Source organism: Streptomyces sp. L-9-10 (assembly GCF_004151105.1).
In the GTDB taxonomy this organism is placed as follows: Bacteria; Actinomycetota; Actinomycetes; order Streptomycetales; family Streptomycetaceae; genus Streptomyces.
Window position 1 is genome coordinate 131,923 of sequence record NZ_PHRF01000005.1, and the last position, 15,722, is coordinate 147,644.

General features: G+C 69.8%; 15 protein-coding genes. 8 read left to right on the forward strand and 7 right to left on the reverse strand.

Going from position 1 to position 15,722, the window contains the following annotated elements; genetic code table 11:
* Positions 1-15: 15 nt before the first annotated feature.
* Positions 16-282 carry a hypothetical protein gene (locus CU044_RS00660; protein ID WP_129766369.1) on the forward strand — a complete coding sequence of 89 codons (267 nt, stop codon included), beginning with the start codon at positions 16-18 and terminating at the stop codon, positions 280-282.
* Between the two features lie 603 nt (positions 283-885).
* Here the strand turns inward: CU044_RS00660 and CU044_RS00665 are convergent.
* Entirely contained in the window at positions 886-1,416 is a 531-nt protein-coding gene (locus CU044_RS00665; protein ID WP_165371732.1) for a hypothetical protein, read from the reverse strand.
* 418 nt (positions 1,417-1,834) lie between these two features.
* Between CU044_RS00665 and CU044_RS00670 the strand changes: the two genes are divergently transcribed.
* Positions 1,835-2,731, forward strand: a complete 897-nt coding sequence (locus CU044_RS00670) for a polysaccharide deacetylase family protein (protein ID WP_129766370.1) — start codon at positions 1,835-1,837, stop codon at positions 2,729-2,731.
* A gap of 140 nt (positions 2,732-2,871) precedes the next feature.
* Here CU044_RS00670 and CU044_RS00675 read toward each other — a convergent pair whose 3' ends face one another.
* Positions 2,872-3,705: an SDR family oxidoreductase gene (locus CU044_RS00675; protein WP_129766371.1), complete on the reverse strand. Its 834-nt coding sequence runs from the start codon at positions 3,703-3,705 to the stop codon at positions 2,872-2,874.
* Between the two features lie 127 nt (positions 3,706-3,832).
* On the opposite strand from CU044_RS00675, the gene CU044_RS00680 reads away from it, so the two are divergent.
* Positions 3,833-4,255, forward strand: coding sequence for a MarR family transcriptional regulator (locus tag CU044_RS00680; RefSeq protein ID WP_129766372.1), 423 nt, complete (start codon positions 3,833-3,835; stop codon positions 4,253-4,255).
* A gap of 887 nt (positions 4,256-5,142) precedes the next feature.
* Here CU044_RS00680 and CU044_RS00690 read toward each other — a convergent pair.
* The 3 genes from CU044_RS00690 to CU044_RS00695 all read right to left on the reverse strand — a co-directional run bounded on the left by CU044_RS00690 (position 5,143) and on the right by CU044_RS00695 (position 7,494).
* Complete coding sequence (locus CU044_RS00690; RefSeq protein WP_129766373.1) at positions 5,143-6,378, reverse strand: glycosyltransferase; 1,236 nt, start codon at positions 6,376-6,378, stop codon at positions 5,143-5,145.
* A gap of 143 nt (positions 6,379-6,521) precedes the next feature.
* On the reverse strand, positions 6,522-6,671 hold the full coding sequence (locus CU044_RS38275) for a hypothetical protein (protein WP_165371733.1): 150 nt from the start codon (positions 6,669-6,671) through the stop codon (positions 6,522-6,524).
* 196 nt (positions 6,672-6,867) lie between these two features.
* Positions 6,868-7,494 carry a methyltransferase domain-containing protein gene (locus CU044_RS00695; protein WP_129766374.1) on the reverse strand — a complete coding sequence of 209 codons (627 nt, stop codon included), beginning with the start codon at positions 7,492-7,494 and terminating at the stop codon, positions 6,868-6,870.
* Between the two features lie 62 nt (positions 7,495-7,556).
* Between CU044_RS00695 and CU044_RS00700 the strand changes: the two genes are divergently transcribed.
* The 4 genes from CU044_RS00700 (at position 7,557) to CU044_RS00710 (ending at position 10,772) form a co-directional block, all read left to right on the forward strand.
* A complete protein-coding gene (locus CU044_RS00700) occupies positions 7,557-8,228 on the forward strand; it encodes a TetR/AcrR family transcriptional regulator (protein WP_129766375.1) in 672 nt (223 codons plus the stop codon).
* 121 nt (positions 8,229-8,349) lie between these two features.
* Entirely contained in the window at positions 8,350-8,505 is a 156-nt protein-coding gene (locus tag CU044_RS38280) for a hypothetical protein (RefSeq protein WP_165371734.1), read from the forward strand.
* A 201-nt stretch (positions 8,506-8,706) separates the two neighbouring features.
* On the forward strand, positions 8,707-9,594 hold the full coding sequence (locus CU044_RS00705; RefSeq protein ID WP_129766376.1) for a helix-turn-helix transcriptional regulator: 888 nt from the start codon (positions 8,707-8,709) through the stop codon (positions 9,592-9,594).
* A gap of 188 nt (positions 9,595-9,782) precedes the next feature.
* Complete coding sequence (locus CU044_RS00710) at positions 9,783-10,772, forward strand: SMP-30/gluconolactonase/LRE family protein (protein ID WP_129766377.1); 990 nt, start codon at positions 9,783-9,785, stop codon at positions 10,770-10,772.
* 108 nt (positions 10,773-10,880) lie between these two features.
* On the opposite strand, the gene CU044_RS00715 is transcribed toward CU044_RS00710, so the two are convergent.
* The gene (locus CU044_RS00715; RefSeq protein ID WP_129766378.1) at positions 10,881-13,385 is read right to left on the reverse strand and encodes an SdrD B-like domain-containing protein; all 2,505 of its coding nucleotides are present in this window, start codon (positions 13,383-13,385) and stop codon (positions 10,881-10,883) included.
* Positions 13,386-13,638: 253 nt separating this feature from the next.
* On the opposite strand from CU044_RS00715, the gene CU044_RS00720 reads away from it, so the two are divergent.
* A complete protein-coding gene (locus CU044_RS00720; RefSeq protein ID WP_193563846.1) occupies positions 13,639-14,331 on the forward strand; it encodes a hypothetical protein in 693 nt (230 codons plus the stop codon).
* Between the two features lie 30 nt (positions 14,332-14,361).
* On the opposite strand, the gene CU044_RS00725 is transcribed toward CU044_RS00720, so the two are convergent.
* Positions 14,362-15,708, reverse strand: coding sequence for a right-handed parallel beta-helix repeat-containing protein (locus CU044_RS00725; RefSeq protein WP_129766379.1), 1,347 nt, complete (start codon positions 15,706-15,708; stop codon positions 14,362-14,364).
* Positions 15,709-15,722: the final 14 nt, after the last annotated feature.

The following is a 15,722-nucleotide window of genomic DNA, read 5'->3' on the forward strand; positions in this document are numbered from 1 at the left end:
CAACGGGGAGAAAACATGAAGATGAGACGAGCTCTGGTCGCTTTGGCGATGACCGTGGGAGCAGTGGGAGTACCGCTGGCGACCGCCACCTCGGCACAAGCCACGCAGAGCCAGTGCACGAACTACCTGGCCGGCAAGGGCTACCTCGTCGGGGACGGCGTTCGGTCGGCATGCAGCCACGGCACGTACCTCGGCGGCGCCCATCCCTTCTGTACCGCGAAACTGATATCGCTCGGGATAACCAACGGCACCCACATCAACGAGGCCTGTAAGCGCGCCTAGACGACGTGGTCCCGGACGAGGTTTACCGGACCCGAAGCGGGCCTTTCTGGCTGAGCTGGGCGTGGGGTGCGGGCTGGTCGGTCATCATCGCCGTGATCGCCTCGTCGAGACCGTACGGTCCGCGGCCGTAGCGGCGGACCGTAACGGCCCGGCGCCGCAGCTTCCGCGCCGGGCCGCTCCCGTTCTTCGTCGCCGCCTCACGGGCCGCGACCAGGGTTGGCGGGCCAGGTCGACGCGCTCGGCTGCGCCGGCGTGGTCATGCGATCACCGGCCCTGAGAGGTCGTCACCGACCGGGCCTTGCCGGACGGCTCCCGGCCGTCCCTGATGCGCCCCAGGCAAGGACGTCCGCCTCCGGGCCGCCCGCGAAGGTCGCGCCCCGCCGAAGGAGACGGGCCCATCCGAGATCGAGCCGGCCTTCGACGAGATCACGAATCGCCTCGGCCCAGGCCCGCTCCGATCATGCCCTCCTGAAGCCGTGCGGCAGGATCGGAGCGGCCGCAGCAAAGTCGATCCGGGGCGACGCACGCGCAATCCGACCGCCAACAGCGCAGACACCAGGGCGCCGGCAGGCCCATGCCTCGCGCTCAACCGCCTTGACCTCCTTACAGCTGGTCCCCCATCCCGGCTGGTTCCGGAGGATGCGGACCGCCACCGTCCTTGATGTCCTGCTCGCAGGTTCGTCCGTCGTAGGACTGGTCATTGGGGATCAACAGCACTCCGGCAACCTGCTCGGGGTGCTCGACGGAGAGCCAGTCGTCCCCCGTGAGATCACCGTCCGGCCGGGGCCACGCCTCGGACGAATACACCGTCTGACACCCCAACGCCACGCGTTCCCTATCGACCGCGCAGGCGTCCACTGCGGGGCCGGACATTTCGTCGGCGCCGTCGAAGCGATAGTGGAAGTGGACCCGGTCACCTTCGGAGGGCACCTGCGGGTGGGGCTCCAGGCGCCAGTCAACGACCTCGGCGGTGACGCCGAGAGGCCGCCCGGACGTGTCCTCGACCTGCACCCTGGCACCGGCCTCACCGCGCTCCGCCGTCGTGTCGGTGCAGCCCCAGTGGGAGGAGCAGCCGGACAGGGCGAGAATCGCCAGAGCCAACGGGGCACCGGCAAGTGCCCTTGCGGGGAACACTGAGGTGACCTCCAGTCGGGGTGGGGCGGAGCAGTTCATCCCGGGGCCTGGCGGCTGCGGGTGATGGCGACGAGCGCCTGCGGCGGCGGAGCTGAAGCGTAGCGGAGCCCTGCGAACTGGGCGGGCCCGGCCTTCGGGTGCTCGCTGATGAAGCACTCGTCCGCATCGCCGGTGACGAGGCCGGGCCGGCGTCGAACTGGGTTGACCCGGAGGACTGGAAGCAGTGGCGGGCCGTACTCGCCCGCCTGCGCGCAGTGCTTGTCCCATCGCCACCTTCCATCGCCCTCTTCGATGAGCTGCCCTAACGGAGCGTTACTCGGCACGGAAGTTGAGTCAGAACCCGAGAAATGACGGCGCTGCCGCTCCACGGCGGTCAAGTCGCCGTGCGGAGATCCGGACCAGGTCTCACACTGCGTGCATGGATGAAGTCAGCGTTCCCGCGGCCGTCGTGTCTTCGGAGCAGTCGAGTGAGTTGCTGGGGTATCCGCCTGATGCTCGGCTGCTGATCGTCAACTGCGATGACTTCGGGATGTATCCGGCGATCAACGCCGCGGTGATCGAGTCGGTGGAAGAGGGCATCGCCAGTTCGTGCAGCCTGATGGTCCCCTGTCCTGGGGCGCCCCAGGCCGTGAAGATGCTCGGCCGACGGCCGGGGATCCCGTTCGGAATCCACCTCACTCTGGTGTGCGAGATGCCCGACATCCCGTGGGGGCCGCTGATCGCCAAAGAACGAGTGCCCTCACTGCTGGACTCCGCGGGCGAGTTGTTCTCGCCGACACCCGCCGGGCGGGCGGCCTTGCTCGGCCGGGCTCGGCTCGATGAGATCGAACTTGAGTTCCGCGCCCAGGTCGACGCTGTCGCCGACGCCGGGCTCACGCCGACCCATCTGGACTTCCATTGCCTGGCCGATGGCGGCCGCCACGACATCCTCGACCTGACCGTAGCGCTGGCGGCGGAGTACGGCCTCGCGGTCCGGGTCTGGCTCGAACCCGGGCGCCATGCGATGCGGAGACGCGGGCTGCCGGTCATCGACAACGACTTCCTGGACAGCTTCTCCCTCGGCGTCGAAGACAAGACGGCCCGATACGTTCAGATGCTGCGCGACCTGCCTGCCGGGCTGAATGAATGGGCGGTGCATCCCAGTCTGGGCGACAAGGAGTCGCAAGCCGTCGATCGTGGCTGGCCCGTGCGGCGGACGGACTACGAGTTCCTGACGTCGCCGCAGGCCCGTGAGGTTCTCCAGCAGGAGGACATCGTCGTGATCGACTACCGAACGATTCAGCGAGTCTGGTCCCGGAACACGAGTCCTGGATGACCGATCGGACCCGTCGTCCCCCGGACGACGGGCCGCTGAGCTGGCTGTGGAGGTCAGTCGATCACCGCCGACATGGGGTCAACTGAGCCTGCCGCGAACAGCCGGGCGGATGTAGCGGTGCGCGTGCTCCCCGCAGTGGGTCACGGCTGCGCGGGCGCCGCCGGGGCGTCGAGGTGACGCGCGCGGTGGTGGCCCAGGCTCCGGTTCAACCGCCCCGTGGCACGCGTTACCGCGGTGCGGGGCAGCAGCCGGCCGACCCAGGTGGTCGCACGCGTGCTCGCGCGGCCCGGGTAGGCGTTTATGGCCCCCTTGGCGAAGGCGTCGAGGGTCCTGGCCGCGACGCGTTCGGGCCGGTCGGTGAACGCGGGATGCATCGTGGCGGTGGTGCCGTCGAAGAATCCCGTGGCGGTGGCTCCGGGATGGGCTGCCATGACCCGCACCCCGCTTCCCCGGAGCTCCTCGGCGAGCGCCTCGGTGAACGACAGCACGAACGCCTTCGTCGCCGCGTAGGTCGCCTGGTACGGCATGGCCTGGAACGCCGCCGTGGACGCCACGTTGATGATGCCTCCGCTCCCCCGTGCGGCCATCCGGCCGCCGAGCGCGTGGGTCAGACGCGTCAGGGCCACGATGTTCAGCTCGACCGAGCTGACGTGCCGCGCCGGCGCGGAGTCCAGGAAGGGGCCGACAGTACCGGCGCCCGCGTTGTTGACCAAGAGATCGACGGTCCGGCCCCGCCGGTCCAGCTCCGCGATCAGCCGGGGCACCCCGTCGGCGACGGCCAGGTCGAGAGCCTCGGTCTCGACCTCGACTCCGTATTCTTCCCGGATCCGCTCGGCGTTCCGGCGCAGCGCGTCGCCGGAGCGGGCCACGAGCACCAAGCGGGCGCCGCGGGAAGCCAGTTCGCGGGCGTACGCCTCGCCCAGGCCTTTCGAAGCCCCGGTGACCAGAGCGGTGATGCCGGAGTAGACGCCCATGTGCGTGTTTCCTTCCCGTGCGGCCGGCCGCCGTCGAGGCGCGCCGGAGCAACCCAAGTACTTCGAGTCTCGAAGCATAAGTAACGTAACAGCTTCGAGTCTCGAAGCACAGTGCTAGGCTTCGGCCATGACGAACGAGGCTCTGGAATCGGTGGTGCGCGCCAACCACGAGCTGTTCATGCGCACCGCCGACCGCCTCGCCAAGCCGTTGGACGAGCTGGGACTCACGGCCGCGACAGCGCAGGCGCTGTGGTTGATCGATCCGGATGAGCCCGCACCGTCCATGAAGGTGCTGGCGGGCCGCATGCACTGCAATGCGCCCAACCTCAGCTTCGTCGTCAATCAGCTGATCGACCACGGGCTCGTCGAGCGCGGCGCGGATCCCGCCGACCGGCGCGTCCGGGTGGCCGTGCTGACCGAGCGGGGTCGGGAGATCCGCGAGCGCGTCGTGCGGCTGACGCTCGATCGGACCCCGTTCGCCGACTGCGAGCCGGAGGATATCGCCCGCCTCGCCGAGATTCTGCGGCAGGTGCTCGATCGGACGGACTGAGGTCCGCGCGCGGCAGACCGGTGGCCGAACTCACCGGACACCGTGTCCGGTCTCCTCGTATCTGGCGAATGTCCGCTGTAGTTGGCGAGCATCCGTGTATCCCGGCATTCCGGTATGCCGCCATATCCCGGTATCCCGGAATTCCGCTGATCTCGGACGCTGTCCTGTCGCATCCAAGCCGGCGGATTCCCGCTCAGTCTCATCCGCGTTGGCGGTTTCTCGCTGACCGCCCTCTGATCGTCTGCGTTTGCTTCGACCGTGAGGATCGGATCAAGAAGGCGAGTCACCCTCGGTATTCTTCCGGAGGTGGATTCGCGCGACGCGGATCTCCAAGTCCACGCCGAGTGGCGGGCCCTCGGCGGGCCGGACGTTCTTGCGGAGCCCTCTCCTGCTCCATCGCCCGCTTCACCGCTTGTGCGGCCGGAGAGAACTCCTCCACCAGCACCGCACTACGCCCCTTCGTCTTGCGGTAGTAGATCCATTCACGGCGCTCTGCCCACAACAGAGCGCGATCCAAAAGGATTATGCAGATGACGGCGGCAATGCCGATTGCCACCACGAACACGGCGCTTCCCATGCGGCTGGAACGAGGCAGCCCTCCACCGTGTGTCCCCGCTTCGACAGACGGTACGCGTCGAGCCGGGCGACGGCCTTCACGGCGGCCTGGACCTTGTTGCGGGTGGCGGCTCCGTCGTACCGGTTGAGTACAGCGCCGTACAGGTTCCGGCCGGACTCCCACAGGGCCAGGTGGTCGTTGCCGGAGCCGAACGGGGCGCCTCCGTCTGCGACCCGCTGATCACGCCGCCGAGGAGAGAGTGGGTCAATAGCTCGGGGCAGGACCGGGCGCCCCAAACGCCCTTGTCGCCCTGGTTTTTGCGCGACGGATTCTAACGAGTTGGTGCGCCGGCACAGATGATCTCCTGCAGATCAGTCACGGCGCTGTCGATCTCCGGCAGCGTCAGCATCGCCATCCTGGCCTGACGCGCTCTGGCCAGGACACGTGGGTCGGCCAGGGTCTCGCGCAGGGCTGTACTGATGCCGTCCGGGGTACTTTCGGTGATCTCCCGGCCGAGGCCGAGCCGCTCGACGCGGCGCGCGTTGGCGAACTGGTCGCCGAACTGCGGGAGCACCGCCATGGGGGTGGCCGTGCGCAGGGACTCCCGGATGCTGTTGAAGCCGCCGTGAGTGAGGAACAGGTCGACGGAGTCCAGCAGCAGGGGCTGTGGCACCCGGTCGGTGACATGCACGTGCGGCGGCAAGCCGTCGGTGTCCGCCGGGATGCCGGAGGTGGCGACGAGGACGGTGCACTCGTCCAGTCGCGATACCGCCTCGATCATCGACCGCAGTGCCCCCGTCGGGTCCGGCACCGGGAGCGACGGCCGCTCGTGCCCGTCGTCGGCTGCCAACTTCCTGACCATCGGCAGCGCGGTGCCCAGGGCGGCGAACACCAGGGGCCGGTCGGTGGGCAGTTGGGCGATCCACTGCGGCAGGACGGAGCCGCGGTCCACGGACAGGGTCTGCCGGTAGGCCCACGACGGGGGCAGGTGCCGGGCGAACGAGAAGGCGGGCGGCACGTAGTCGATGTGCCCGTGGGGGACGAGCGAGAGCGGGTCCTGCTGGCAGGCGAGCCCGAGTTCCTTCCGCAGGTCGTTGAGGCCGGGCAGCACCTGGGCGGGGTCGATCAAGTTGCTGGTGCCCGACGGCGTGGACAGCTGCGGGATGCCGAGGCGCTCCGCGATCAGGCAGGAGCCCAGGTCCATGCCGTCACGCAGGACAAGGTCCGGCCGGAACTCCCTCGCCACCGGCAAGATCTCTTCCCAGAGCTTCCTGGCCATCGGGCCGGAGACGATGCGGGGCAGCAGGCTCGCCATGACGTCCTGCTGTTCACCGCTCCCCCGGCCCGGCCGCGTCGCCTGGTCGACCAGTTCGGGTGTGATGAAGGACTGCGGAGTGAGCACGGTCACGGGCACAGCGACCCGGACGTCGTCCCGCGCGAAGACGGAGGCGAGGGCCGGGGTGGTGGCCACGAGCACATCGTGTCCTGCCGCCGCGAGCGCCCGAGCCAGAGGGAGCTGCGCGCGGCCGTGCGAGGGACTGGCGAGAGTGGTGAACAAGACCCGCACGACACACCCTTTTTTCCGGTGCGGAGGATGGATCTGCGGCCGCGTGCAGGGCGACGTGACCGCAGCGGAGCGGACGGATCAGGACGCCGAGGTGAAGGCGGCCCGGATATGGCCGCAGCCTTCGGTGTCCCGGGTGAGCGCGGTCACGTCCAGCCCGTCAGCGGAGAGGCCACGGCGCGGCCTCCGCCCCCCAGTCCGACGGGGAGCGGGACCGCGTGATGGTGGAGGGCGGCATCGGCGAGCAGCGGCGGAGCGGTGAGGAGCGCGAGCCCCAAGGCGCTGAACTTCGTCATGTTCCCGTGTTATCAGCCTCGTTGGGCGTGTGGGACCCGAGCGATGTCACGTCACCCGAACGGGCTCATCAGTCGTATCGCACGACGACATCTCCGCCCTGACGCCAGACAAGGCAGCGGTCGGCTGATCACGCGACCGTCGGATTGCCTGCCCGTTCGAGGCTCCCGATCGTGTACGGCGTCGCCTCTCTGGCGCTCATGCCGTGGCGGCGACGCGGTGCAGTGTGAACCAGAACGTCGGGACCGGGTTCGTACCGGGTGTCACGTCGGCCAGCTGCCACTCGGCGAACCTGGCGGTCAGTTCGTCGGCGGTGACACCGGAGATCGGGTCGTCGAACGCCTCGGGCCCGTAGCCGAACATCAGCAGTCGTGCGCCGGGAGCGGCACGCTTCGTCAGGCCGGCCGCGTAGGCGTCGCGGCGGTGCGGTGGAATCCCGCAGTAACAGCTCAGGTCGAAGAACAGGTCGTACGGGCCGGGCACGCCCACCTCGTCCAGTCGGGTGGCATCCCCGCACAGCACTGTGACATCCGCTCCGGCCGCGATGGCCTTCTCCCTCGCCTGCCGGACCGCGCGGTCGACCAGGTCGACGGCCGCCACCCGCCAGCCGTGCCGGGCCAGGTACACCGCGTTGGTCCCGGTGCCGCAGCCCAGTTCGAGGGCCCGGCCCGGCACCAGTGCGTCAGCCCCCTCCACCAGGGCCACGAGCTCGGGCGGCACGATGCCGCTGTCCCACGGCGGCCTGCCGTCCCGGTAGAAGTCCTCCAACTCGCGGCGTACAGCAGCCTCTTGATCGAGCTCCGCAGCCGTCCGAGTCTCACTCATCGCTATCCTCCAAGAATCTAGAGTCCAACTCTAGTGGTCAACTCTAGAGATAGACTCCTGTCATGGATGCAGTCAAGGGATCCGACGGAAACATCAAGCGCCCCGACAAGCGGGCCGAGCGCTCGCGGCGTACCCGCGAGAAGATCGTCGCGGCGGCGCGGGACCTGTTCGTCGCGCAGGGGTACGGCGCGACAAGCCTTCAGGAGGTCGCGGATCGCGCGGGAGTGGCCGTCCAGACCGTGTACTTCGTCTTCCGCAACAAGCGCGCGCTGTTCAAGGACGTCGTCGACACCTCCATCGCGGGCGACGCCGAACCGGTCGCCACGATGGACCGCGACTGGTTCCGCGCCGCGTGCGCCGAGCCGACCGCGGCCGGCCAACTGCGCGCCCACGTGCGGGGCGTACGCGACATCCTCGGCCGCGTCGCCCCGATCATGCCGCTGATCGCGGCCGCGGCGGCCACGGACCCGGAGATCGCCGCGCAGTGGCCTGCCGGCCCCGACCCGCGCTACACCGTCCAGCACGCCGCGGCGCAGGCGCTGACCTCCAAACCCGACGCCCGCCCCGACACCGATACCGCCCGCGCCGCCGACCTGCTGTACGGGCTGCTCAGCCCGGAGCTCTACCTGATCTTTGTCCGCGACCGGGGCTGGTCCCCCGAGGCCTGGGAGGAGTGGGCCTGTGCGGCCCTCACCGCCCACCTCTGCACTGATCACGGCGCTGATCACGAGTAAGCCACCGGCCCTTCGGCAACAGCCGTCGAAGCAAGTCCGCGGCCGGCCGCGGCTGCGGCATCCGACCGGGACGCTCCTCGTCGGTGTCGGCGCTCTTCTGCTGTTGTCCGTCCTCGACAGCATGAGCATGAACGGACTCCGGCCGGGATCGGTGGCCGGGTCGCTGCACGACCTGTTCGGCGGGGTCAGCCCGAATCTGCCGGCGGCGGGTGCGGTCCTGCTGATGTTCCTGCCTGCCGCGAACCGTTACTTCTCCTCGACGCCTCGCACCCGGTGACGACGGCCGCCCGTCAACTGTCGTCTCGATCTCCGCCGCCCGGTGGTGGGCAAGCCCTGCCCGCCCACCACCGGCTCGGGCATGTCCGCCTTTGCCGCCGCCACCGCCTCCCTCGGCTGTCCCGCTGGGCAGCCACACCTGCCGGTGCCTATCCCCGGCAGAGGGAGGCAGCGTCGTTCCGGTCGGCCCATACTCGGATCCATGAACGGAAGATCGCAGCTCGGGGAGTTCCTCCGGACCCGACGCTCCCAGTTGCGCCCCGACGATGTCGGGACGCCCACCTACGGGGAGCGCCGCCGTGTACCGGGCCTTCGACGTGAGGAGTTGGCGCTGCTGGCGGGGGTGAGCCCTTCCTACTACGCCCGGCTGGAACAGGGGCACTCGCTGAACGCCTCACCTGAGGTACTGGACGCGATCGCCCAGGCTCTGCGCCTGAACGAGTCCGAGCGTCTGCATCTGCACGACCTGTCCCGGTCGGCCAAGTCCCGCGGCCGGGGCCGACGCCCGGCGCCGGAGCGGATCACGGAGGCGACCTCTCAGCTCCTGGACGCGCTCGTGGACGTCCCGGCGATCGTGATCGGCCGGCGCAGCGACGTGCTGGCCTGGAACCGGCTCGGCCACGCGCTGTTCGCCGGACACCTGGACCCCGGTGCTCCGGACCTGACGGCCCGGCGCCCCAACATGGCCAGGCTGGTGTTCCTCGACGCTCACACCCGTGGCCTGTACGTGCACTGGCCGGCCAAGGCCAGGGCGGTCGTGGGAAATCTGCGCCTGGTGGCGGGCCAGTACCCGGAGGACTCCGCACTGCACGCTCTGGTGGGTGAACTGAGCGCGAAGAGCGAGGACTTCGCGGCGATGTGGGCCGACCACCGTGTCAAGGCCTGCGATGTCGCCGACTACGAGATGCGCCACCCGCTGGTCGGAACACTGACCGTCACCCAGCAGACCCTGTGTCACGGGACGGGGCCCAGCATCGTGGTCGCCACCACCGAGGCCGGCTCACCCTCACGTACCGCCCTGGCCCTGCTCGCCCAGGCCACGGCTCCGGCCACCCCGTCTCGGCCGAAGGCCCGCGTCAGCACCAGCTGACCCCGCCCGCACCATCTGACCCCGCCCGCACCGGGGCAGACCCGAACCAACGCACCACCGGCCGCTGCCGAGCCCCGCCCTCTCCGGGGCCGGAGCCGCCCAACACCCTCGCGCGTCGGCGTACCGCTGCCGCATGCCCGAAATCCCCCGCACTCCTCACACCCCGACCAGAAAACAGTGAAGGCATCATGCTGAACAAGCTCTCCAAGACCGCCCTGTCAGCCACCGCCCTGACCGCGGCCGCCGCCGCTGTCGCCGTCGCCGCGACCGGTCCGGCTCCCGCGTCGGCCGCCACCACAACGGCTACAGCCCCGGTGGCCAACGCACGGATCGCCGCCCACTTCGACCTGGACAAGGGGCGGATGCCGGAGAACATCGCCCTGTCCCCGGACGGTACCGCCTACGTCACCTTCGCCGCCGCTCGCCAGATCGCCCAGGTCACCCCCGCGGGCGACACCCGGATCCTGGCCACACTGCCCGAGCCGGCCGACGGCGGCATCCACACCCCGGTACTCGGCTTCGCCCTGACCACCGGCATCGCCCGAACCCACGACGGCACCCTGTACTTCCTGTACGCCACAGGCACCGACAGCCTCACGGGCCTGTGGCGCCTGCGCCCCGGCGGCGAACCGCGGCGCATCGCCGCCCTGCCCGCCGACGGTCTGCCCAACGGCCTGGCCCTGGACCCGCGTACGCGCACCCTCTACATCACGGACTCGGTCCGCGGCACCATCTGGAGCGTTCCCGCCACCGGCGGCACCCCCACCGTCTGGTCCGCCGCCCCCGAGCTGGCCTCCGCCGGATTCCTCGGCGCCAACGGCCTGAAGATCCGCGACGGGGCGGTGTGGGCCACCAACCTCGACAAGGCCACCCTCCTGCGCATCCCCGTCCTCCGTGGCGGGCAGGCCGGACGTGTGCAGATCCGGGCCACCGGCCTGACCGGCGTCGACGACTTCGCCTTCACCGGCCACGGCAACCAGATCCTGGCCACCCTCAACGGCCCCGGCGAGGTCGCGCTCGTACAGCCCAACGGCCGCCACACCACCGTCCTGAGCACCACCGACGGTCTCCAGAACCCCACATCCATCGCGCTGCGTGGAAACACCGTCTATGTCCTGAGCGCCGCCTACACCACCGCCAACGACCCCAACCTCATGCTCGCGGACCTCAACAACTGAGACCCCACCGCCACCTTCGGTACGCGGATCGCTCCGCTGCTGCCGGTGATCGAGCCGGTCATGCCGACGGGCCGGTGCATCGCACCGGCCCGTCGGGGGTTTCGGGTGTCAGCGGTGCCTTGCGCGCCGCTTACGGCTGACGAGGACGGCTGTCGCACCCGCACCGAGCAGCAGGGCCACGAGGGCGAGAACCTCCCCCAGGCCGGACGTACCGGTGTTCGCGAGGGAGCCCGGGGGCCGGCCGGCCGGTGCCGGGGTGTTGGGCGCCGGGGCCGTCGGCGGCGCCTGTGTCGGAGTCGGGGACGGGGACGGGGATGCGGTCGGCGTGGGTGTCGGCGATGCCTCCTGCGGGATGTACACGCCGGCGTCAATCGTGTGATCAACCCCTCCTGGCGTGGTCGGTGCGGTGACCGGGGCATACCCATCGCACAGCCGGCCGGTGGTCGGCGGGGTCACATTGGAGTCATGTACCCGGTCGTCACCGACCCTCGGCAAGGTGAACCTCAGGTCGGTGGCGGCCGGCCGGCCCGGCACCTCGCTGGTGTCCGCGGTGCACACATCGAACTGCACGGTGTACTTGGCGCCCGGTGTCAGCTCGTAGTCCGCGCCGACACCGCCGAAGTAGTACTCGCCGGCGGCATCGGTCGTGGTCGTGGCGACCTTCTTGCCCTCTGCGTCCAGCAGGTTGATCGTCGCATCCGGCAGCAGCACCTGCCCGGGGTCCTGGACGCCGTTGTGGTCGCCGTCGTACCACACCACGTTGCCGATCTGGATCGGCGCGTTCGCCGCGGCGTACGCGATGTCGCCGAGACCACCGGCCTTGCCGAACCCGTTCTGGTTCGGACCGATGAACTGGTAGGCGTTGGCGGCCGGGTCGTTGCCGGGCCCGAGGCCGGTGGCGACGTCGTAGTAGCCGGTTCCGTTGGTGATGACATTGCCGGTCGGGTCCATCTGCGTGCTGACGACCCACTGCTGCTGCGGGATGTAGGCGACCGATCCCAGCGCGGACTCCTGGTGCGGCCCGGGTTGGGTCGCGGAGCCGCCGTTCGGGAAGAAGTCACCCGGGAAGTACTCGACGACGCCGCCGGGCTGGACCCCGTCAATGGTCGGGTCCGTGGCGTGGTCGGGGCAGCTTCCGGTGCCCTCCCACTCGTACCCGCCGGTGGGCGTGGCGCAGGCCATACTGATGTCGCCGCCGGACATGCCGTTCTGCGGGGTGTTGTTGCCCGGCCTCGGGTCCAGCCCGCCCCAGCTCACGACGTCCATGAACCGGTCGCGGAAGCCGAGGATCAGCGAGCCGTCGCGGGCGAAGGCCGTAGTGGCCAGCTCCGGCTGCGGATTGATCATCGGGCCGTTCACACTGAAGGTGTCCCAGTCCTCCAGGTCGGTGTTCCACGGGTTCCAGTGGTTGACCTGGTCTCGGCCGGAGTTGCTGGTGAGCACGCTCCCGCGCTCGGCGGTCAGCGGCTGGGACAGCACGGTGGTGAACCGCTCGCCGTCGTAGGTGGCGACGACGGCCTTCAGGTCCGAGCGTTCCTGTGTGCTCTCCGCGCTGCACACGCCCCCGACATACAGGGTGTTGTTGTGGGTGGCCAGGCTGAACGGACGCCAGTCGTCGGCCGACGCGCAGCCCGGGTCGGGGATCGGCACGGTCGCCTTGGGCGCCGAGGCCGTGGGCCCGGTCGCGTCGAAGCTGACCAGGCTGCGGGTGAGCAGGTTCACCGCGTACAGGGTCGAGCCGTCCTCCGACAGGGTCAGGCCGCCGATGCTCTCCTTGCCCGGTGCGTCGGTGAACCCGGCGTCCTTGATCAGGTTGGCGGTGTCGTGCGGTGTCTCCGTGGCGCCCGGCACCTTCGCGAACAGTTTCGGGGCGCCCCCGCCGTCGGCCGGCACGGTGTAGATCGCGTCACCGCCGTCCGGCCCGTACTCGGTGTACCGCCGGGCGAAAGCCGACTGGAACAGCTGGTCGCGGTACTTGTCGTAGGCCAGCCCGAAGGTCGTGCCCACCTGGTCCTGCGTGTTGAGCACCTCCGGGCATGCCTGCTGGTCGGGACAGTTGCCGCGGGCGTCCGTCCCGAACGCGACCAGTGCCCGGGTGTCCGTCCCGCCCGCGCCGCTCTGGATCGGCACGAAATAGCGGGAATCGGGCAGTGTGTAGTCGGCCGGGTCCCAGACCCCGGTGATCACCGAGTCGTCCTTGCCGTCCGAGACGTCCACGAACGTGGTGAAGCTGTCGAAGTGGTTCGGCGCGGTCGAGGCGGGCGCCGCCCGCAGATAGTCTCTGTAGGGTGCCGGGACGGTGACATCGACCCGGTAGCGGCCGCCGGTCAGCTCGTTCGACGGCGGCACGATGACCTTTCCGGTGGCATCCGTGACACCGGTGACGTGATGGCCGGCGGAGTCGGCGACATCGACCTTCATTCCCCGCTGCGGCACGTCCATCGTCGAGTTGATCACGCCGGTGCCGAAGAAGTCCCGCAGTACCTGGACGGTCAGGGTGCCGTCAGAGGCCGAAGCGTCGGCCTGCCCGGCGCCGGTCAAGACCGCGCCTGCGCCGCCCCCCACAAGTAGGAGGCCGGACAGCCCTAACCGCACCACTCCACGTAATGGCATGGCATTCCTTTACCTCGTCCCACACTTTTGCCCACGCGGCAAATGCAGGGGCGAGCCTACAAGTTGACTCAACGTCATGTCCGGTAAACGCAGAGTTTGAGGGTGCCTCGGCGGAGACCTGTTACAGTCGCGCCGCGTGCGGAGCATCAGAACGCGGAGCATCAATAGCAAGCAGGGTCTCCTGAGGCGCGCGGCAGGGCGGTGCCGCCGGTGGCCGAGGTCGCGCTGGGTGGCAGCCGCCGTCATCGGCATCATGGCTGCCTCGATCACGGCCTTCGTTCTCCTCGGCAACAGCGGTGGCCCCACCGCCCCGAGGGCGTTGACCCCGGACGAGGTGAACCGGCTGGCGATCACGCGGTTCCTCAACTACCAGGCGGGAGGCCGGGCGGTGACGATCACCGTGCCGAACGCCACCGGCGGGCTGGTGATCACCGGATCCATCGATTACCGCACCCACACCGGTTACGGGGTGGTGCGCGGGACCGGGCGCGACACGTCCAGCGACGGGCTGATCCAGTGGACAGCCACCACCGTCCTGGTCCACCCCATGACAGATCCCCCGGCAGCCGCACCGGCGTCGCCACCCGCGTCCGGTTGGCACAGCCGTCAGCTGCGGACATCCGGCATGTCCCTCGACACCGCGCTGGGCGTCGCGCTCCGCCTCGGCAACGACCGGCCGGACAACGCCGCACTGCTGCCGCAGAACGGCGCCGCATGGGTCGGGCGGGACAAGGTGCACGGCCATCGGACGGACATCATGAACGGGCCGGACGCCGATACGAAGGCCAGTACGTCAGGGACCGTGCGGTACTGGATCGGTTCGGACGGCACCATGCACCGGGTTCAGGTCAGTGTCGCCTCCGAACCGCAGCCGGTGGTCTTCGACTTCGACACCCGGACGTACGTCCCCGTCCAGCCGGTCCCGGGAATCACACCGGCGCCGTAGCCGCCGCTCACAAGGTCCGCACGCCGCCGTTCACGAGGTCCGCACCCGCGCACCGGCGGCGAGCAGCGACGCCGACGGCAGCGCGATGTCGGCGATGTCCGGCAGCGCGGGAACGTCCGGCACGACGGTGGCGCCTGTGGTGGTGGCACGCGGGAACTCCGGCTGCGGGCCCGGCGCGGCCACGTCGGTGAACGGGATGCCCGCGGGCGGCGTCGGACTCGCCCAGCTGCCGGACGGCGTGGGTGACGTGGCGGGAACCGGACATGACGCGGTGTCCGCGAGCCCTGCGGGTACGGTCCTCCGAAGCGCGTTCCCTCGCAGGCAGTTGCCCTGTCCGCGGGTGGCGGTGGGAAACGTCCAGCCGACGTCGACGCCGTTGGCGGTGAAGGTGTTGTCCGTGATCCGGTTGCGGTCCGCCGTCAGGTCGGCGGTCGCGGTGATCATGAGCCCGGCGTTGGTGTTGCCGGTGATCCGGTTGCGGATGAACCGGTTGTCGCTGCCGCCGTCGACGCCGACCCCGATGCCCCAGCCGCCGTCGGCCTGTACGGGGGTCCGCGGCTGCTGGTTGTCCGCGATCAGGTTGCCGGCGACGACGGCGTCGCGCTGCGGGAGCAGTTTCTCCTGGTGGTCGGAGTTGGTGGTCAGTCCGACGCGGTTGCCGACCAGACGGTTTCCGGCCACATACATGTCGCCGCTGGCATTGGTGCCTTCGTACCCCACCGCGTTGAGTTCGGAGACATTGTCCCGCACCACGATCCGACACGGCTTGCACTGGCCGACATAGATCCCCGAGTCCGCCCCGCCCGATGCGTAGGAGTGTTCGATGACACCGTTCTGCGCGGAGAACGCGTAGATGCCGTACAGACCGTTACGGGTCGCGGTCACATACGAGACCAGGAACGACTTCAGGAGGGTGACGGGTTCATCGCCGGTGTCGTAGCCGCCGCTCCCCGGCAGCCCGGCGACCGCCGCCGCCGAACCGGTGACCAGCACCCCGTTCTGCGTGTTCTTCTGCACGGTCAGGTTCTCCACGGCCACCCCGGGCGCGGTGACGACCACCCCGTTCGGCCGCCGCAACTCCCCGTCGATGACCACCTTGTCCCGGGACTCGCCGCGCAGTGTGATGCGAGCCGTGTCGATCCTCACCGACTCGCGGTACACACCCGGAGCCACCAGCACCAGATCACCGGTCCGGGCCAGGGACACCGCGTCCGAGATCGTCGGGGCGTCACCGGGCACACGGATCGTCACCCGCGCGCCCTCCGGCCGTCGGCCCTTGCCCGATCCGTCGTCGCCGCCACCGCCACCACCGCAACCGGCCACCAGTGTCAGTACGCCCAGTACCGCCGCCATCACGCGAAGAGCTGATCGAGACATGATCCCAGTCTGGC

What these genes read in the sequence shown, in the direction of transcription:
- CU044_RS00705 (WP_129766376.1), top strand. Translation starts at nt 8,707, where the DNA reads ATGAACGGAAGATCGCAGCTCGGGGAGTTCCTCCGGACCCGACGCTCC.
- CU044_RS00670 (WP_129766370.1), top strand. Translation starts at nt 1,835, where the DNA reads ATGGATGAAGTCAGCGTTCCCGCGGCCGTCGTGTCTTCGGAGCAGTCG.
- CU044_RS00715 (WP_129766378.1), bottom strand. Translation starts at nt 13,385, where the DNA reads ATGCCATTACGTGGAGTGGTGCGGTTAGGGCTGTCCGGCCTCCTACTT.
- CU044_RS00720 (WP_193563846.1), top strand. Translation starts at nt 13,639, where the DNA reads ATGGCTGCCTCGATCACGGCCTTCGTTCTCCTCGGCAACAGCGGTGGC.
- CU044_RS00695 (WP_129766374.1), bottom strand. Translation starts at nt 7,494, where the DNA reads ATGAGTGAGACTCGGACGGCTGCGGAGCTCGATCAAGAGGCTGCTGTA.
- CU044_RS00680 (WP_129766372.1), top strand. Translation starts at nt 3,833, where the DNA reads ATGACGAACGAGGCTCTGGAATCGGTGGTGCGCGCCAACCACGAGCTG.
- CU044_RS00700 (WP_129766375.1), top strand. Translation starts at nt 7,557, where the DNA reads ATGGATGCAGTCAAGGGATCCGACGGAAACATCAAGCGCCCCGACAAG.
- CU044_RS38275 (WP_165371733.1), bottom strand. Translation starts at nt 6,671, where the DNA reads ATGACGAAGTTCAGCGCCTTGGGGCTCGCGCTCCTCACCGCTCCGCCG.
- CU044_RS00725 (WP_129766379.1), bottom strand. Translation starts at nt 15,708, where the DNA reads ATGTCTCGATCAGCTCTTCGCGTGATGGCGGCGGTACTGGGCGTACTG.
- CU044_RS00710 (WP_129766377.1), top strand. Translation starts at nt 9,783, where the DNA reads ATGCTGAACAAGCTCTCCAAGACCGCCCTGTCAGCCACCGCCCTGACC.
- CU044_RS38280 (WP_165371734.1), top strand. Translation starts at nt 8,350, where the DNA reads ATGAGCATGAACGGACTCCGGCCGGGATCGGTGGCCGGGTCGCTGCAC.
- CU044_RS00675 (WP_129766371.1), bottom strand. Translation starts at nt 3,705, where the DNA reads ATGGGCGTCTACTCCGGCATCACCGCTCTGGTCACCGGGGCTTCGAAA.
- CU044_RS00660 (WP_129766369.1), top strand. Translation starts at nt 16, where the DNA reads ATGAAGATGAGACGAGCTCTGGTCGCTTTGGCGATGACCGTGGGAGCA.